The following is a 15,858-nucleotide window of genomic DNA, read 5'->3' on the forward strand; positions in this document are numbered from 1 at the left end:
CCGAGCTGCTATGGATAATAATTACATGCTCAAGATTTTGGCTGCTTGTTTAACCCAAATTGATCAGAACTCTCAACCCGCTTGTCAATAGCATTTGAGATGCGCTTGCCCTGCATTGACCAATTTATTGTTTTTGGTTCCGGATTACCAACTTGCGGCAATGTGCATGAAGTTGTAGCGCAAGCAAAGGTTCTTTATACCGATATCGATCGAGCAAATATCAAACTGGGTCAAGAGATTTTAGCCGAGAACTCGAACGCTGGCTACACCTTCTGCGATGCGACAAACCTGGATACCCTGGAGCAATCGGTTGTTGCACAAGTGCTAGGGTCAATTCGGCGTTTAGGTATGGTTTTTGTCGGTGTTGCAGCCTTTATCCCTGATGAAATTATGACCCAGATGCTCGATCAACTCTATGATTGGGCACCGGCGGGTAGTTTTTTGGCGCTGGATTTTGATGGTGAAGCGGGGATCGTGTATCCGGAAATGCTAGAACTATTGGACTCGATGGGGGCGCATGTTTATATGCGTAATCCCGAAACGATCCGAGCGCTGCTGGGACGCTGGCAATTAACTGAGCATGGTATCCTGCCAGTTGAGGCGTGGCAGGCTGACTTATCGGCAAAACCAATTGAGGCTAGCGAGCCAGTTTTTATGTATGGCTGCGTAGTTTATAAATAAAATTGGTCGGTGGAGCACTCCTGCAATGTTACTACAACATTGATTTAGCAATCAAAAACCTAACCCCCCAGTCCTCTTCCCTGCAAGGAAAAGGGGAAAATTACTGCCTTCCTATAGCAGGAAAGAGATTCTCCCTAGGATTACTGAATCAGCGTTTTAGATACAGGGCGATCGCGCATCGCTATCCGCTGGCAACAAATTTGTCTAAAAATGCTTCAAAGACTTTCGTTGATATTCAAGCCTTTTAATGGTTAAAACTCTCAAATTTTTGACAAATCCTGCCGTTACTTCCGTTCTTTTTGTGTCCCTGTTGGGTTTATCAACGCCCAGTACTGCCGCTTTTTCTGACATTCAAAGCCATTGGGCGAAAGATTGCATTACTCAGTTAGCCCAAAGAAAGTTAGTGACGGGCTACCCGGATGGCAGCTTTCGCCCAGAAGCAACGGTGACACGCGCTGAGGCGGCGGTGCTGATGTTGAATGCATTCCCGGACGCGCCTGTAAAGCGCAGCAGCACAGCTTTTAAGGATGTGCCTGTTAGTCACTGGGCGAATAAAGCGATCGCAACCGCTTATCAAAAAGGCTTTTTTTCGGGTTATCCAGGCGGGATTTTTCAACCGAGTCAAGCCATTCCCAGAGTGCAAGCAATCGGCGTTATAGCAGGTGCGGCGAATTATCCCATCCCGGAAAATGTCAGTCAGACGCTAGGGCAGTATTTTAACGATGCGGCGCAGATTCCCAGTTATGGCCAGAATGCGATCGCTTCCGCAGCCGTGGGCACCCTTGTCGTCAATTATCCGAATGTCAAACAGTTCAATCCCAATCGCAGCGCCACCCGAGGGGAAGTGGCAGCGTCGATGTGTCGGGCGTTAAACATTTATACGATTCCGCCTCAGTATATTGCCGGGGTGGAAGTCCAACCGATGGAGGTGCGGGCTTTACCGGGAAAACTGGATGCCGTTCCCACCTTTAACAGCAACAGTCCCGAACTCGTGACCACTGAAGGCATTCTGCTGTCTACTTTCCCCCCAGCAGGCAAACAGGTGCCGGAAGCGCATTTAAATTTCCCTTTCCAGGGACGATTTGATTTATTTTCTCACCACATCGCCAGGGCAGAAAATTCCTCGCAAACGCGCACCCTGTACCAAGGGGTGATTTTGCACAATCCTGGCGATCAACCTGCCACTGTCGAAGTGCTGCAAGCAGCCAGTTACCTTTCCACTCCCGATGCGCCGTTTATTTCCTTGCCAGACATTCAGGATAATCCTAACGGCACCGTCTACGCTGGCCCTGGCAGTCGGACAATGAATGATGTGCTGCGAGGAATTAGGCAGGAAAAATTCTCTCAAAAGGTGACAATTCCACCGGGGCAAAGCCAAATGCTGATGAATCAGCCCATTCCGGTGAAGGCTCCCTCATCGAATGGTCGCACCACGATGATGCGGTTGTCGAGCGATCGCCCAATTTATGTTGCCAATTTAGCCATGAATGCCCCCCGCAATGGCAATGGCAGCGAGAGGACACCTACTTTGGCTGAATGGCAAAAGCTGCTGAATACAGGCGGTTTGGCAGGGAAACGCGATCCAATTCCTACACCGTTAGATCCTCCCAGAGAACCTACGGTTTTTAGCCGCGTAGCGGGTGTGTCCCAAGGGGCACAATGGCAAGCACAAATGACCGATGGGTCTAATTCCTCAGATTTAACGATTCCTCAGCCAGGGAAGGGGTTTTCTTATGTATTAGGCACTCTGCATCTCATTACCCTCGGCACAAAGCAAATTCAAAGTGCGCCGATGCTGGTTCGCTATCCCGATACGGCGTATTTTGCCCACAGCAACTATGGGGTGGAATACAATCTCACTTTGCCGCTAAAAAACTCTACTAATCAAACCCAAACTGTTACTGTATCCGTGCAAACACCCCTGAAAGATGAGGGAGGAACCGATAGACTTTTGTTCTTAAATCCCCTCACTAAGCAAGTGTTTTTTCGAGGCACAGTCAGGTTGCGTTACAACGATAATAATGGAGTGGAAAAGACGCGCTACGTGCATCTGGTACAGCGACGCGGACAAGCGGGAGAACCATTGGTAACGCTAAAGATGCCGCCAGGTGAAAAGAGAGTTGTACAGGTAGATTTTCTCTATCCTCCAGATTCGACTCCCCCGCAGGTACTGACGGTGAGAACAGTTGGGTAACTCGCAATGACTATTAACTAATGGTGCTTTAGGGTTATCGTATAGCGTTGAGAATTAAAACAATGTAGATTTCAGCTTGTAAACCCCAACCAAGCGCAAGGATAAAACTGCTAATGCCTCTTGAGATACACAACTATATTTGGAGTGGAGTACGTCTGGTACAGATTGAAACTCAGTCCAATCATATTGATGGCGTACTAGACGAAATTCAGGGTGTACGAAAAAGTTCGGCTTTAGACTGGGAAGATATCTATTCTGCTAATTATGAATGTGAAGAGGACGGTACAATTACTTTTTACGAAGGTGCGAGTGCAGAGGCAGGTAATCCAGGCGTATGGACTTATGTAGTATATGACTGCCCAGAAGGTGAGGAAGAGGTTGTACGTAATTCCGGTATCGATGTTCTAGCTGCGTTATTGAAGGTTCAAGAAGGAATCGAAGAAAGGAAAGCTAGCGTCGCCAATCTACTTCCATATGCCGAGAATGCGGTGGTCGATATTCGGAAAATCCGTGACTACTGCCTCAATCCAGATCATGATGAAGGCAAGCATAAAGCTCGGCTATTTCTATCAATTTTGGGTATGACTGCTGCTGATGCTGAGGACTTGCGCCAGATCCTTCTTGAAGTTGTCAAAACTCAGGAGGCTAGACTAGGACGGCGCGATGATTTTGGACAACGTTACACTATAGATTTCACGCTCGAATGGCAAGATAGAAGTGCAACTGTTCGGAGTGGCTGGATGGTCGAACATGATTCTGATGTTCCAAGATTAACGACCTGCTATCCCTTATAGCATTTGGAGGTGATACGAGATGATAACCACTACAATCAAGTTGCTGGACGTAGTAGCACTTACAGTGGATCTTCCCCAGTACAACCTGTGGCGTGGTCAAGTTGGCACAGTCGTTGAAATCTTGGCTGGTGGGAAGGCATTTGAAGTAGAGTTCAGCGATCGTAGCGGACGTACATATGAATCTATTGGTCTACGTCCAGAGCAGATTATGATTTTGCGTTTTGAACCAGAATCTCCCAATTCAAAGCCTGAAATTATTTCAGCGTAAGCGGTACAACAAATTGCTGAATGGGATGTAGACGTACTTAAAGAGGAAATCGTGCGGGTTTATCGTGCCAGCAATCCCGAACAACCGCAAGTTTACCGTCATGGTGAGGTGGCTGAAGCTGAACCCGCTGTGCCAGGATGGTTAATAGCAGTAGACGATCTATCTGTTTAGGCAGAGGATTGCAAATAGCGATCGCTATTTCAATTCGTTATCAGTATTTAAGCAAAAAACATTAACAGAATGGGTGCAAATAGAATCAGAATTGCGAAAGATAAAGCTGATTTGGTGCAAGCCTTAGTCGCATCTGATAGCACAACTGGCCCTTTCCAAACCTACGCTGATGCGATCGCGTTTGCAGCAGCCTTGGGGGCGAAGCGGAAAAAGCGATCGCCTTTAGGGGAAATCTCCAAAAGGGAACCGGGTGCGATCGCGCTAGAGGTTTTTGTATCTAGAGGAACCGACCGGGTAATCCAGTTATTAGCGATCGCTGAAACTAAAGACATAAAAATTCTCTCCCCGACTGATGAAAATTCCGAAGAACAACGCATCCGGATTTTTGAAGAATATGCCAACGGAGGGTTAGAGATTATACAAGATGAGTTGCGGGGAACAGTAGACTATACAGCCACCCTTTTATTACTACTTAGTTCTGAACGGAATAAGGAAGAACCAGTAGAAGGGGAATTCGATCTCAGCAGGTTTCTCACTTAAGTTAGCTTTTATTATTACGTCCGACAAGTTTATCTAGCTAATTTACATGAATCATTAAATTTTTTCTCTCCCTCGTGTACTTAGCGAGCATTAACGCGCATAGCTAAGCGCATCCGCGCCGCTACGCAAACGCTAACGTGGTTCGTCGGGAAAATCTTTTACACATCCAACGATACACAAAATAATTTAATCAAGCCAGGAAATGATTGCGATTAAATTTTGCCGAATTTTGAGGTTAGTCACTCAAATTTTGGCTTACGCCTACTCAGGATTCATTGTCTTGTATTTCCTGCTGAGACTAATATTTTGGGATAGTTTCTGGCTTGTTGGCTTTGTTAGCACCTTTATCCCTTTTATTTTTTCACCGATATTAATTTTACCACTATTGGCATTTTCAATTATAAAAAAACGATGGTTCTCGATTATTTCATCGATTGCTTGCATCTTGCTGGTCAGTTGGTTGCATCTGAAATACTTTTCTCCTCACGCTTTACGAGCAAATGGTTCCCAGCCTAATATCAGAATTTTATCCTTAAACAGTAGTTGGCATAAAACCAGTTCCCAAAATTTAGTTAAATTAATTCAACAACAACAACCCGATATCATTTGTTTACAAGAAATTGTTCGCAGACATACTGAAAAAGCCTTTCCCCGCTTACAGACATCCTACCCCTACCAAGTTTATGCCCAAAGCGTGGCAATCCTCAGCAAATATCCAATTTTCTTCTCCGAAAATTTACACCTAGCGGGTCATCAAGAAATTCAGCAACGAGCGATTACCCAAATTAATCAGCAAGACGTAGTTGTTTATAACATTCAAGTTATCTCTCCCTGGATTCGTCCTCAGAAAATTTTGCCTTTCCTCACTATCCCGATTTATGATTACACAAAACGCTCGGCAGAAATTCAGGATTTAGTGCAGCGGCTCCAGAAAGAAACCAAGCCATTTATTGTGGCTGGTGATTTTAATATGACAGACCAGTCGCAAGACTATCATTATTTAAGAACAGTTATGCAAGATTCCTTCCAAACATCAGGGTTAGGTTTTGGCTTGACTTGGCCTCATGGCTGGGAACTAAGCTTCCTGATTAAAAACTCAACTTCAAAATTAAATTATCCCCTCTTCAGAATTGACTATATTGGGTATTCAAAACATTGGGGTTCTCACTCTAGCAAAGTTTTACCGACAACAGGTTCAGATCACTTACCCGTAGAAGCAGAACTCATTTATCTCAAATCTGGTTGAGTCATAAAATCACTATTAGTCTGTCAAGACAATTTTGATAGTTTGTTCCAGGCGCAATTAATCGCGTCTGGAACTTAGGAACTCATTCAGTTACACGAAAGCCGTATCTAGACGGCAAAGCTCAAGATAAGATTGGCGGTAATCCTACCTGCCTTGGCTCTACAAACTTGCCATTAAATCCCATTGCTTTATCTTCGATTGTTCTTCCTTCAGCTACCGCGCGGCGAATTTCTGCACGTTCCATGTCATCATCAACACCACCCAGCAAGTAAACAATTAATCTTGCAGCTAAGTCTTTTCCGGCAACTGAAACGCGCTTTTTATTCGGATCGTACAAAACGCCATACCAAAGAGAATTAGGAGACTCCATGCCGCTGAAGCCATCATCCGCATCGTATTTCTGAAGCTTTTCAAAAATAGTTTTTAGCGAAAATCCCTTTTTAAAAACCAAAATTCCTAAAGCTTGAGCTAAGGCAACTTGCCCAACCGGGCGGAAAAGTATATTTCCTTCCCCTCCACCTTTCTCAAAATTGAAGCGGCGCATTTCCGGGGTTTCTGCGCCATTCTCTAACCTTTGAAAGCTGAGCAGAGTTGTTAAATAATCGAAAAGTTGCTTAAATTCCTCAATTCCCTCCTCCAGCTCTCCATCATCAGGACGCATGGGAATTAAACCTTTTTTCCCCACGGGTTTCCATTTGGGGAACTTGTACTCTAAGTACCGTTCAGACATTTCTTTAAGCGCTTGCAGGGTGGTTAAAACAGTTGACTTAGCGGCAACTGTTGCACTATCCCAATTGACGCGGGGATTGCGCCCGTCAATATCTTTTAGTAGAGGATGGGTGACAGCAACTTTTCGGGCAACAATTGAAAATGCATCATCTTCATCTAGCTGTGCCATCTGACCTTTACTTAAAGGTACTGCCATGAGATTGACATGGACAAAGATGGATCTTACTCGTCGTCGTGCTTCTTCCCGCGTCTCCCCAGTAACGACGGCTGAAATAAATTCAATGCCTATCTTTTCTTTAGCTAAGTTTTGCAAATAAGCCGGGTCTATCTCATAGCTCTGCCTAAGATCGTCAATTGTAATAACAGCTCCTGAAGGCTTTTTATCTTTTTTATATCGTGGGAGTTTACCTGTTTGAAGTAACTCCATTAAACCTTGTACTCCCATCAGTCGATGTTGACCATCCAAGGCAAAAATCGTGACATCTGGGGAAACGTTTAACAACCCTACTTTGCCGTCTTTATCTAGTGCCATAAAATCAGCAGCAGATTTAATCGCCCGTCCGCTTGCATCCCACTCGGCAGCATTAGGATTGTCTACCCAAGGTTGATTGACAACTACTAGAACTGGCGGGAATTTGTGAGTTTTTCGAGCTGCTAAATACTGCGTCAAGGGCGCTTGACGCGACCAATCTAGGGGTCGTTGCTGAATTTCTTCAATACTCTCGGCGTCGATTTCCACATTGTCTTTCTCTGGGTCGAATTTTTGCCGGAAAAGCGGTAGGCGAGACGCGAATCGAACGCGACTGGCGAACCATTCCAGAGTTGCCGAACCGATATACGCCTCCGTGCCGCCCATTTCTATCTTCTGAACCAGGAATTGGTCGTTCCGTGCCAGATATCTATCTAAAAGGAGTGCGATCGCTTGTTTTTCTTGGTTTTCCCGTTCCAAAATCTGGGTAGCAAGGTCAGTTGTAGGGTTGGTGGGGCTGTTCATAGGCAGATTTAGTGGGGAATTTAATTAATTTTTAAAAACTATCAGTCAAAAGTTGTTATGTCAAACTAAGTTTTTAAAAACTTTATGTATACTGAGATTGTGTCCAAAACTAAATAAGGCTGGGTATTTATGCTTACCCCCTCCTTTGAGTACGTTTTGCCTGTGATTCGGGGAATTCAGGCAGGGCGAGAATACTACGTTTCGATGTGTCCGGTGCGATTTATCCCGAAGCTGTTCCCGTTGGAGGATGGGGAAATGCCGCCGGAAATGAGGACAACGCGATCGCTCAACCGCACCCGCGTGCCAGAAATTGCCCGATATATTTTGAACAATCCGACTAACTACATTTTCTCGGCAATTACGGCATCGATTGACGCGGATATCACGTTTGAACCGATAGGTACAGAGGCAGAAGCGCGGAAGATTGGACGCTTGAAAGTGCCGATGGATGCGCGGTTTGCCATCCATGACGGGCAACATCGACGGGCGGCGTTGGAAATGGCACTGAAGGAAAATCCCGAACTGGGGTATGAAACGATCGCGGTTATCTTCTTTTTAGATATTGGTCTAAAGCGATCGCAGCAGATGTTTATTGATTTAAACCGCTATGCAGTCGATGCCGATCCATCGCTAAATATTCTTTACGATCATCGGGACGAGAAAACAAACTGGGTGCGGTCAGTTGTCAACCAAGTCCAGGTTTTTAGAAACCTGACGGATACGGAACGCAGTACGCTGCCTACTCGCTCTGGCAAGCTATTTACTCTCAACAGCATCTATAATGCTACTCTTGCCCTGCTAACGGATCGCCAGGAGACTGAACAGCAGATTGAACGAGCAGTCCGTTACTGGAATGCAGTTAGTCGCTATATCCCAGCTTGGGAGCAAGTTCTACACGGGAAGGTCAGTGCAGGCGAAATCCGGCGGGATTACGTGCATAGTCACGCGATCGCGATCGCTAGTTTAGGCGCTGTTGGAGCAAGTTTGCTGTCGCTTTACCCGGAAAACTGGGACTCACATCTAGAAGGTTTGCAACAAATCGACTGGTCGCGCTCTAATCCTGATTGGAAAGGGATAATTATGTCTAGCGGTGGGATTTCTAAATCCCGCACCAGTGTCACTCAGATGAGTGCTTATATTAAAAAGCACCTGAATTTGCCGCTGACACCGGAAGAGGAACGGTTAGAGAATGCCCGTCTTATAAGGAGGGAGAAATGAAAAGACGATAAGAGCGAGCGCTTACATCCATCCCAGATTAGCTTTTGCCATACTAATTGCCATTCTTACAGCGCTGGCACTGGCTGTTATTCTGTAGGATTTACCTGGATTTTTGGGGTCTGGGCTAGATAAAACAATATTCCCTTCCCAAATATGGCTGTCTTTTGACCAATTAAGCTGAGCAATTTTTGAAATCTTCTCAGCTTCAAAATAATCCCTGTTTTTATCATAGGTGCAGTATAGCAAGTGTCCTAAAATTTCTAGACCAACACTTCTGCCTAAAATACATTCTTCCTTAAATGCACCAACTTCCTCAATCGTTAATTCTCCGGCAGTTGTCTCAAATATATGCTTTGTCTGACTGCATTCTGAAAAAAGCTGATTTAGGCAACTGATCAGAGCCTCAGATGATGACTCAACATCATAATCTTTCAGCTCGTTATTGGGATCGTCAGCAAAAGCGCAGCTTACTAGCTTGGCTATGTAATTAGTTGTGTAAATCAATCTCTTTTTAGTTTCGGGACTGCCTTTAATTTTCTCGGTTTTCCCCTCAAACATTGGCACTCTTTCAAGTACAGTTTTAGTAATACCAACTCTACCTTCAAATTCACCAAATGATAAAAGTAAAGATTTGTCCAATTGCCTTGTTTGCGCCATATCTTTGAAATCTATCTGGCACTGGTTAAAATTTTCTTCTAAAACCAGAGTAATAGGGAAGTTATTATCACCAATCAGCTCTCCTTGTGTACTTTCAATTAATTCATGAATAGCCCGCTTACGATGCTGCCCATCAGTAATATCTAACTTAACGCCACGAGGAATGACTACTAGACAAATTCCCCTCCCTAATTCGATAATATTAATCTTGCCCGGAGTTACATTTGCCGTCAGTGTACCTAAAACCCAAGGTTTCCCCTTTTCAACACGTTTTAGAATATATTCTTTTATTTCCTCAGCATGACCCTTCACCTCCGGACGATTTTTTCCAGAATCAGGATCATTACCAATAGATGGTTTTGTTTGGAGAAGAGTTGGCAAGTCGTCAGCAGGGACATTAATTTGTATCATTGTTCGCTTTCCTTGCTGAAAGCTCAGTCCTAAATAGCACTTCTCTCGATAATATTTCTCAAAGTATGGCGCAAGTAAACCCATTAAAGGCTGGTTTACTTCAGGCTGAAGAGGGTTGTTTTCAGGCATATTAATCAATACAATTAATTCTGTCAGGTCAATCTTCTATTTACTGATTATACAAGGTAAGCAATCGAGTCAGAACACGATTTAATATTGAAATTAAAATTCACGTAAATACAAATAATTTCAAAAAAGTAAAATATGAGGTTTAACTAATGACAGATACACAACAAATTCCCCTCTTCCCACCTCGCAATATTGCTGAATTAATAGAGGATATAGAAAAGTTAACTAAAGAAATTCAAGAATTATATTGTCTAGATGAAATACCTTGGGTAATTGGATATAGTGGAGGAAAGGATTCTACCACCGTATTGCAGCTAATCTGGAATGCGATCGCAGCACTTCCATTAGAAAAAAGAACTAAAGAAATTCATGCAATTACAACGGACACACTGGTAGAAAATCCGATAGTTTCTGCTTGGGTTCGTCAATCTGTAGAGCGGATGAAGGTGGCTGCAAAAGAACAAAAAATGCCAATAGAACCTCATTTGCTTAATCCCGCAGTAAAAGACACATTTTGGGTGAACTTAATAGGTAAAGGTTATCCAGCACCTCGAAATGGATTTCGTTGGTGTACTGATCGCATGAAAATTCAGCCTGTTAACCAATTTATTCGCGATATGGTTAGAGTCAGCGGTGAAACTATTGTTATTCTAGGTACTCGAAAGGCTGAAAGCCTCAAACGTGCAGCAACAATGACTAAGCATGAAGCAGGTAGAGTACGCGATCGCCTTAGCCCTAATGCACGCTTACCTAATTCCTTGATTTATAGCCCTATTGAAGACTGGCGTAATGATGAGGTATGGATTTACCTCAATCAGTGGGAAAATCCTTGGGGAAATAGTAATAAGGATCTATTTACAATGTACCGGGGTGCAACAGCAGATAATGAATGTCCATTAGTTGTTGACACCTCCACCCCTAGTTGTGGCGATTCTCGCTTTGGGTGTTGGGTTTGCACAATGGTAAGTAAAGATAAATCAATGGAGGCGATGATCCAGAATGATGAAGAGAAAGAATGGATGCAGCCTTTACTAAGTATCCGTAATGAATTAGATATTGAGAATGATCGCCCCAAAAGAGACTTTCGCCGAATCTATGGTAAGGTCGAACTTTTTGAACGCAATGTAGACGGTGAAACCTCAGTTGAACCAATTCCTGGCCCCTATACAAAATACTGGCGAGAACATTGGTTGAGACGAGTCTTAGAAGCACAAACCCAAACTCGCCGCACTGCACCTCTAGAAATGCGCGACATCACCTTAATTACCCAGGATGAATTAAGCGAAATTCGCCGCATTTGGTTAGAAGAAAAGCACGAATTTGATGACAGCTTGCCGCGTATTTACGAAGAAGTCACAGGCGAATCGTTCCAAGACATTCGTCCTGGTGCTGAGAGGAAACTCCTAGGTACTGACGAGTGGGAAGTGCTACAAGAAATCTGCAATGATGAAATGCACCTAGAACTGATGGCGAAACTGCTAGATACAGAACGCCAGCATCACACAAAATCTCGGCGTGGCGTTTACGAAAAATTGGATAAATGCTTTGAAAGCAGTTCTCGCTCGAAAGAGGATGCAATTCAAAATGCCCATGATAAGCGCGACTTGAAAAATGCTGTTGTCGAAGAAGATATTGACAAAGTGAAACAGCTAACTTGGGCAAGCATGAAATTTTCATCTCCAAAAGCAGATGACGCTAATGACTAAGTGCTGTTTATTCCCGATTACCCATTAGCTGTTACCGATTACCTATTCTCAATAAGCTGTGATATTTCTCGAACTCGTCCTGCAAAATTTTGGCCCTTACCTTGGGCGACAAGTCATCAACCTCCGCCCCGAAACAGATGAAAATACTTGCCCGATTATCTTAATTGGCGGCATGAATGGCGGCGGTAAAACGACACTCATGGACGCCATTCGCCTTGCCCTATACGGTTCTCGCGCCCAATGTTCTACACGCGGCAACTTAAGCTATAACGACTTTCTTACCCAGTCAGTCAACCGCAGCACCCCACCCACAGAAAAAGCCCGAATTGAATTAGCTTTTGAAGTCATTCAAGACGACAAACCCACTATTTTAAGAGTTGTCCGATATTGGGAAAAGGAACCCAAAGAAGGAAAAGATACCCTTGGTATTCTAGTAGATGAAGAATGGCCCGATAAAGCCCTTGCCAGCACCTGGGACGAATACATCGAGAACCTGCTACCGCTGGGAATTTCTAATCTATTTTTGTTTGACGGCGAACAGGTAAAAGAACTTGCCGAATTAGATACTCCACCCCCTTTAGTTGTAGGGGCAATTCAATCGCTATTAGGCTTAGAACTCTCAGAACGTCTATCCGCCGATTTAGATATCCTCGTTAGCCGTAAGCGCAAAGAAATTGCTAGCGCTAAAGAACTCGCTACGTTAGAAGAAATTGAACAAAGACTTAATTTACAAAAAGATGAATTAGATACTGCAACCCAAGAAGTAGGTTCTCTGCGAAATAACTTAGATAGGGCTGAAGAAAAGCAGCGTGAAGCCTCTGAAAAATTCCTGTACGAAGGTGGAAAACTTGCAAGCGATCGCAACCGTCTAGAAAAACAAAAAGACCATTTCACAACCCAGGCAGAAAAAACGCGGGAAGCGCTGCGAGAATTAGCTGCTGGTAGCTTTCCTCTCACTTTAATTTCTCCCCTGCTTGAACAAGCTAAATCCCAAGCCGAAAAGGAAAGCCGTCAACAACAGAAAAAAATCGCACGGGATATTTTGATAGAACGAGACTATCGCCTCTTAAATTATATTTCCGAATTGTCATTAGTTTCCGAGGAACTTGACAAAATCAAATTTTTCCTAGACCAAGAAAATCAACAACTTGAGCAAGAAATTACCGCCAATGAAAGTCCCTGGTTATTAGCAGAAATAGAAGAAATCAAGGAACTGGATAATTTATTAAGTTTTGGCATCAATACCGTTAAGTTTAGAGCCAAAGAAAAACTAGAAGAACTAGAAAACCTAGAAATTGAGATAGATGCTCTCGATAGACAGATAGCCGCTGCTGCTTCTCCAGAAGCGTATCAACAACTACAAGACGCTGTTAGAGAAGCGAATAATGCAGTCGCAAAAGCTCAAGTTGCTCATGAAATGGCTACCCGCCGTTGTGAAGAATTAATGAGAGCGATCGCTAAAACCAAAAAAGAGTTAGCAGACTATAGCGAAGACAATATCAAGCTAAAAAATAATCAGCACATTATCGCCTCCGTCGCCAAAGTTCAAGCGACTCTAAAGCTATTTCGGGAAAAATTAACCCTGAAAAAACTCAATAAATTAGAAATAGAAGTAACCGAGTGTTTCCGTTATCTTCTGCACAAATCTGACTTAGTGCATCGCGTAGCCATTGACACTCAAACCTTCAGCCTTTCTATCTACGATCCGCAGGGACAACCCGTACCAAAGCATCGCCTCTCAGCCGGAGAAAAGCAATTACTAGCGATCGCTTTCTTATGGGGATTAGCACGAGTCGCTGGACACCACTTACCTGTAGCAATCGACACACCGCTTGGGCGACTAGATTCTTCGCACCGACAGAATTTAGTTGAGCGATATTTTCCCTCTGCAAGTCATCAGGTGATTCTATTATCGACTGATACTGAAGTTGGCAAAACTGAAGCCGAAAGGTTGCGAGAATTGGATGCGATCGCTCACGAGTATCTGCTGAAGTATGACACAAGCGATCGCCAGACAACCGTAGTACCTGGTTATTTCTGGTGATATATTTCTGGTGATATAGAAATTTAGGAATACTATAGCGGTTCTCACTTTTAAGCACTACAATTTTGACCTCTCTCCAAACCTCTCTCCTCCTAGGAGAGAGGCTTTGAATTATTTCCCCTCCTCGCTTGCGGGGAGGGGCAGGGGTGGGGTTAAACTGTATTCCATCTAAACGAGAAGCGCTATATTGTTGGGCCAAAGCATTACATATCCATTAAATCGTAGTTTCTCTGTAAATCCAGTAACTTCACTCTAGCTTCGCCCGCATTATCTGCTAAGTCAGCAAACTCTACAAATCGCCGCAATTCCTTTCTTAATAAATTGCGTTCTACTTCCAAAGTTTCCCGATCTAACTCTGGTGGCAGTACAATCATGTCAAATAAAGTGGCGCGTTGTTTACCTGGGTGAGGGCGCAAAATTCGTCCTCGACGCTGAATAAATTGGCGCGGATTGCTGCTACTGGCTAAAATTACAGCATTCTGAATTGCTGGAATATCTACACCCTCATCTAGACAGCGAATCGCCACCAAACCTTGTAAATCTCCCGACTCAAATTGACACCGCAAATTTTCTCTTTCTGATAATGGCGTTTGGGCGGTGTAGGTATTGATTCGGTATCCCAATTCATCTCCCAAAATTTTAGCAACGGCTTTCAATTGGCGCGTGCTTTCTACAGAACCATCTCCGCAATAAAATAAAGTGTGCGTCGTGTCCAAGCGTTTACTCATTAACTGGCGCAAAGCAGTTAACTTGTTGGTAGCAGCGCCAATTAATCTCGCCCGTTGCATCAACAATGGCTTGAGTTCTTCACGGTCTTCCCAATTGCTTTTGCTAGCACCGTTCTCGCGTTCCTGGAACAACAGCGCCCTGCCAATCCTAGCGGTTAATTTTACATAAGCACGGGCTTCTGCCTCTGTTAGTTCTACCAGGATAGGGTAGTACAAATAATGCACCAACGCCCCCTGTTGAATTGCATCTTTCAGCGTAAATTCCGGCTCTAAAACTCTGCCAAAATAATCAAATAAAGATTGCGTCCCTTCATCATCAAAATACCGTTCCGGTGTTGCCGACAGCGCCAGTCTTAACCCCACCTTAGAAGGCAAACTCTTCTCCAACTGCCTTGCACCGAGATTATGCGCTTCATCTCCTACAATTAGCGTTTTGTCTGGAAAATATTTAAGTTGAGATTGCAATCCCTCACTCATCAAGGTGGCATTTGTTGTAATCAGTGTGAGAAACCGTTGATTGCCAGAACGCAGATTGTAGAGTTGCGTTGATAGTTGACTCTGCCAGTTTCGTACATTCTCAAAAGCTAAAACTGGCTGTAGTCCAAATTTCTCGCATTCTCGCGCCCACTGTGTCACCAGATGTCGATAGGGACACACTACCAGCAAAACTTGCAAGTTAATTTTTTGATAGAGTGAGGTGGCGATCGCTAGCGCCGTAATCGTCTTCCCACTCCCCGTCGCCATCTTCAGCGTTCCTCTGCCTTGATTGGCAAACCAGCTAGCAACCGCTTCCTGCTGATACTGCCGCAGTTGTAAAGATGCTGGTATTCTGGGGCATCCCAGAGGTGTTTCATGCCCTTCTGAGGGATGCAGATGGTAGGTTCCCTTAGAAGCAGCAACCGCTAAAAGTCTGTTAATCGGTTGCAGGTCGTACTCTACTGGCGAAGAGACGGGATAGGATTGCTTTTTTGCCTGACTTTCGACTTGATAAACACCCTTTGACGACAACTTCACGCGCCAGTACCCCTGCCATTCAAGCTGTTGATTTATTTTATGGGTTTAGGGGAGTAATCGGGTGCGATCGCTATTTATCTACCCAGCATTTATCTACCCAGCGAACTTAAGTATTACTACACCAAAATCGTTGCTTACTTAACTTAAAAATCATTTACCTGGACGCATAGATCCCCATTCTTAAAATATAGGTCAATACGCATTAAATTTCAGTAATATTTGATACAACCTCGCTTGAGTTCCTCATTTCAAGTAGAGACACTTTCATGTTCTATCGCTACGGTTCCTTCGCTAAAAAAATAAGCACCCACTTCAAACAAAAAGTGAGTGCTTT

At 44.0% G+C, this 15,858-nt stretch carries 12 protein-coding genes; 9 read left to right on the plus strand and 3 right to left on the minus strand.

What is annotated here, in order from left to right; genetic code table 11:
* Positions 1-99: 99 nt before the first annotated feature.
* From NC994_RS10260 to NC994_RS10285, 6 genes are all read left to right on the plus strand, one after another.
* The gene (locus NC994_RS10260; protein ID WP_190434999.1) at positions 100-681 is read left to right on the plus strand and encodes an SAM-dependent methyltransferase; all 582 of its coding nucleotides are present in this window, start codon (positions 100-102) and stop codon (positions 679-681) included.
* A 247-nt stretch (positions 682-928) separates the two neighbouring features.
* Entirely contained in the window at positions 929-2,875 is a 1,947-nt protein-coding gene (locus NC994_RS10265) for a DUF3370 family protein (RefSeq protein WP_190435003.1), read from the plus strand.
* 434 nt (positions 2,876-3,309) lie between these two features.
* Positions 3,310-3,669, plus strand: coding sequence for a DUF6883 domain-containing protein (locus NC994_RS10270; protein ID WP_190435329.1), 360 nt, complete (start codon positions 3,310-3,312; stop codon positions 3,667-3,669).
* A gap of 19 nt (positions 3,670-3,688) precedes the next feature.
* Entirely contained in the window at positions 3,689-3,937 is a 249-nt protein-coding gene (locus tag NC994_RS10275; protein ID WP_190435006.1) for a DUF4926 domain-containing protein, read from the plus strand.
* 240 nt (positions 3,938-4,177) lie between these two features.
* Complete coding sequence (locus NC994_RS10280) at positions 4,178-4,648, plus strand: DNA phosphorothioation-associated protein 4 (protein WP_190435009.1); 471 nt, start codon at positions 4,178-4,180, stop codon at positions 4,646-4,648.
* 385 nt (positions 4,649-5,033) lie between these two features.
* A complete protein-coding gene (locus NC994_RS10285) occupies positions 5,034-5,894 on the plus strand; it encodes an endonuclease/exonuclease/phosphatase family protein (RefSeq protein ID WP_242032528.1) in 861 nt (286 codons plus the stop codon).
* A 121-nt stretch (positions 5,895-6,015) separates the two neighbouring features.
* Here the strand turns inward: NC994_RS10285 and NC994_RS10290 are convergent, their stop codons facing one another.
* A complete protein-coding gene (locus tag NC994_RS10290; protein WP_190435016.1) occupies positions 6,016-7,617 on the minus strand; it encodes a DGQHR domain-containing protein in 1,602 nt (533 codons plus the stop codon).
* A gap of 129 nt (positions 7,618-7,746) precedes the next feature.
* Here NC994_RS10290 and dndB point away from each other — a divergent pair, with 129 nt between their 5' ends.
* Positions 7,747-8,835 carry a DNA sulfur modification protein DndB gene (dndB, locus tag NC994_RS10295; protein WP_190435021.1) on the plus strand — a complete coding sequence of 363 codons (1,089 nt, stop codon included), beginning with the start codon at positions 7,747-7,749 and terminating at the stop codon, positions 8,833-8,835.
* Between the two features lie 21 nt (positions 8,836-8,856).
* On the opposite strand, the gene NC994_RS10300 is transcribed toward dndB, so the two are convergent.
* Positions 8,857-10,032 (minus strand): DNA sulfur modification protein DndB, encoded by a 1,176-nt coding sequence (locus NC994_RS10300; RefSeq protein ID WP_190435024.1) that lies wholly within the window; start codon positions 10,030-10,032, stop codon positions 8,857-8,859.
* Positions 10,033-10,181: 149 nt separating this feature from the next.
* Between NC994_RS10300 and dndC the strand changes: the two genes are divergently transcribed.
* Together dndC and dndD are read left to right on the plus strand one after the other, a co-directional pair.
* On the plus strand, positions 10,182-11,738 hold the full coding sequence (gene dndC / locus NC994_RS10305; protein ID WP_190435027.1) for a DNA phosphorothioation system sulfurtransferase DndC: 1,557 nt from the start codon (positions 10,182-10,184) through the stop codon (positions 11,736-11,738).
* A 58-nt stretch (positions 11,739-11,796) separates the two neighbouring features.
* Complete coding sequence (gene dndD, locus NC994_RS10310) at positions 11,797-13,782, plus strand: DNA sulfur modification protein DndD (RefSeq protein ID WP_190435032.1); 1,986 nt, start codon at positions 11,797-11,799, stop codon at positions 13,780-13,782.
* A gap of 203 nt (positions 13,783-13,985) precedes the next feature.
* Here the strand turns inward: dndD and NC994_RS10315 are convergent, their stop codons facing one another.
* Positions 13,986-15,383: a DNA phosphorothioation system restriction enzyme gene (locus NC994_RS10315; protein WP_199299592.1), complete on the minus strand. Its 1,398-nt coding sequence runs from the start codon at positions 15,381-15,383 to the stop codon at positions 13,986-13,988.
* Positions 15,384-15,858 lie beyond the last annotated feature (475 nt).

This window comes from Trichocoleus sp. AS-A1 (genome assembly GCF_039962015.1).
Taxonomy (GTDB): domain Bacteria; phylum Cyanobacteriota; class Cyanobacteriia; order Cyanobacteriales; family FACHB-T130; genus FACHB-T130.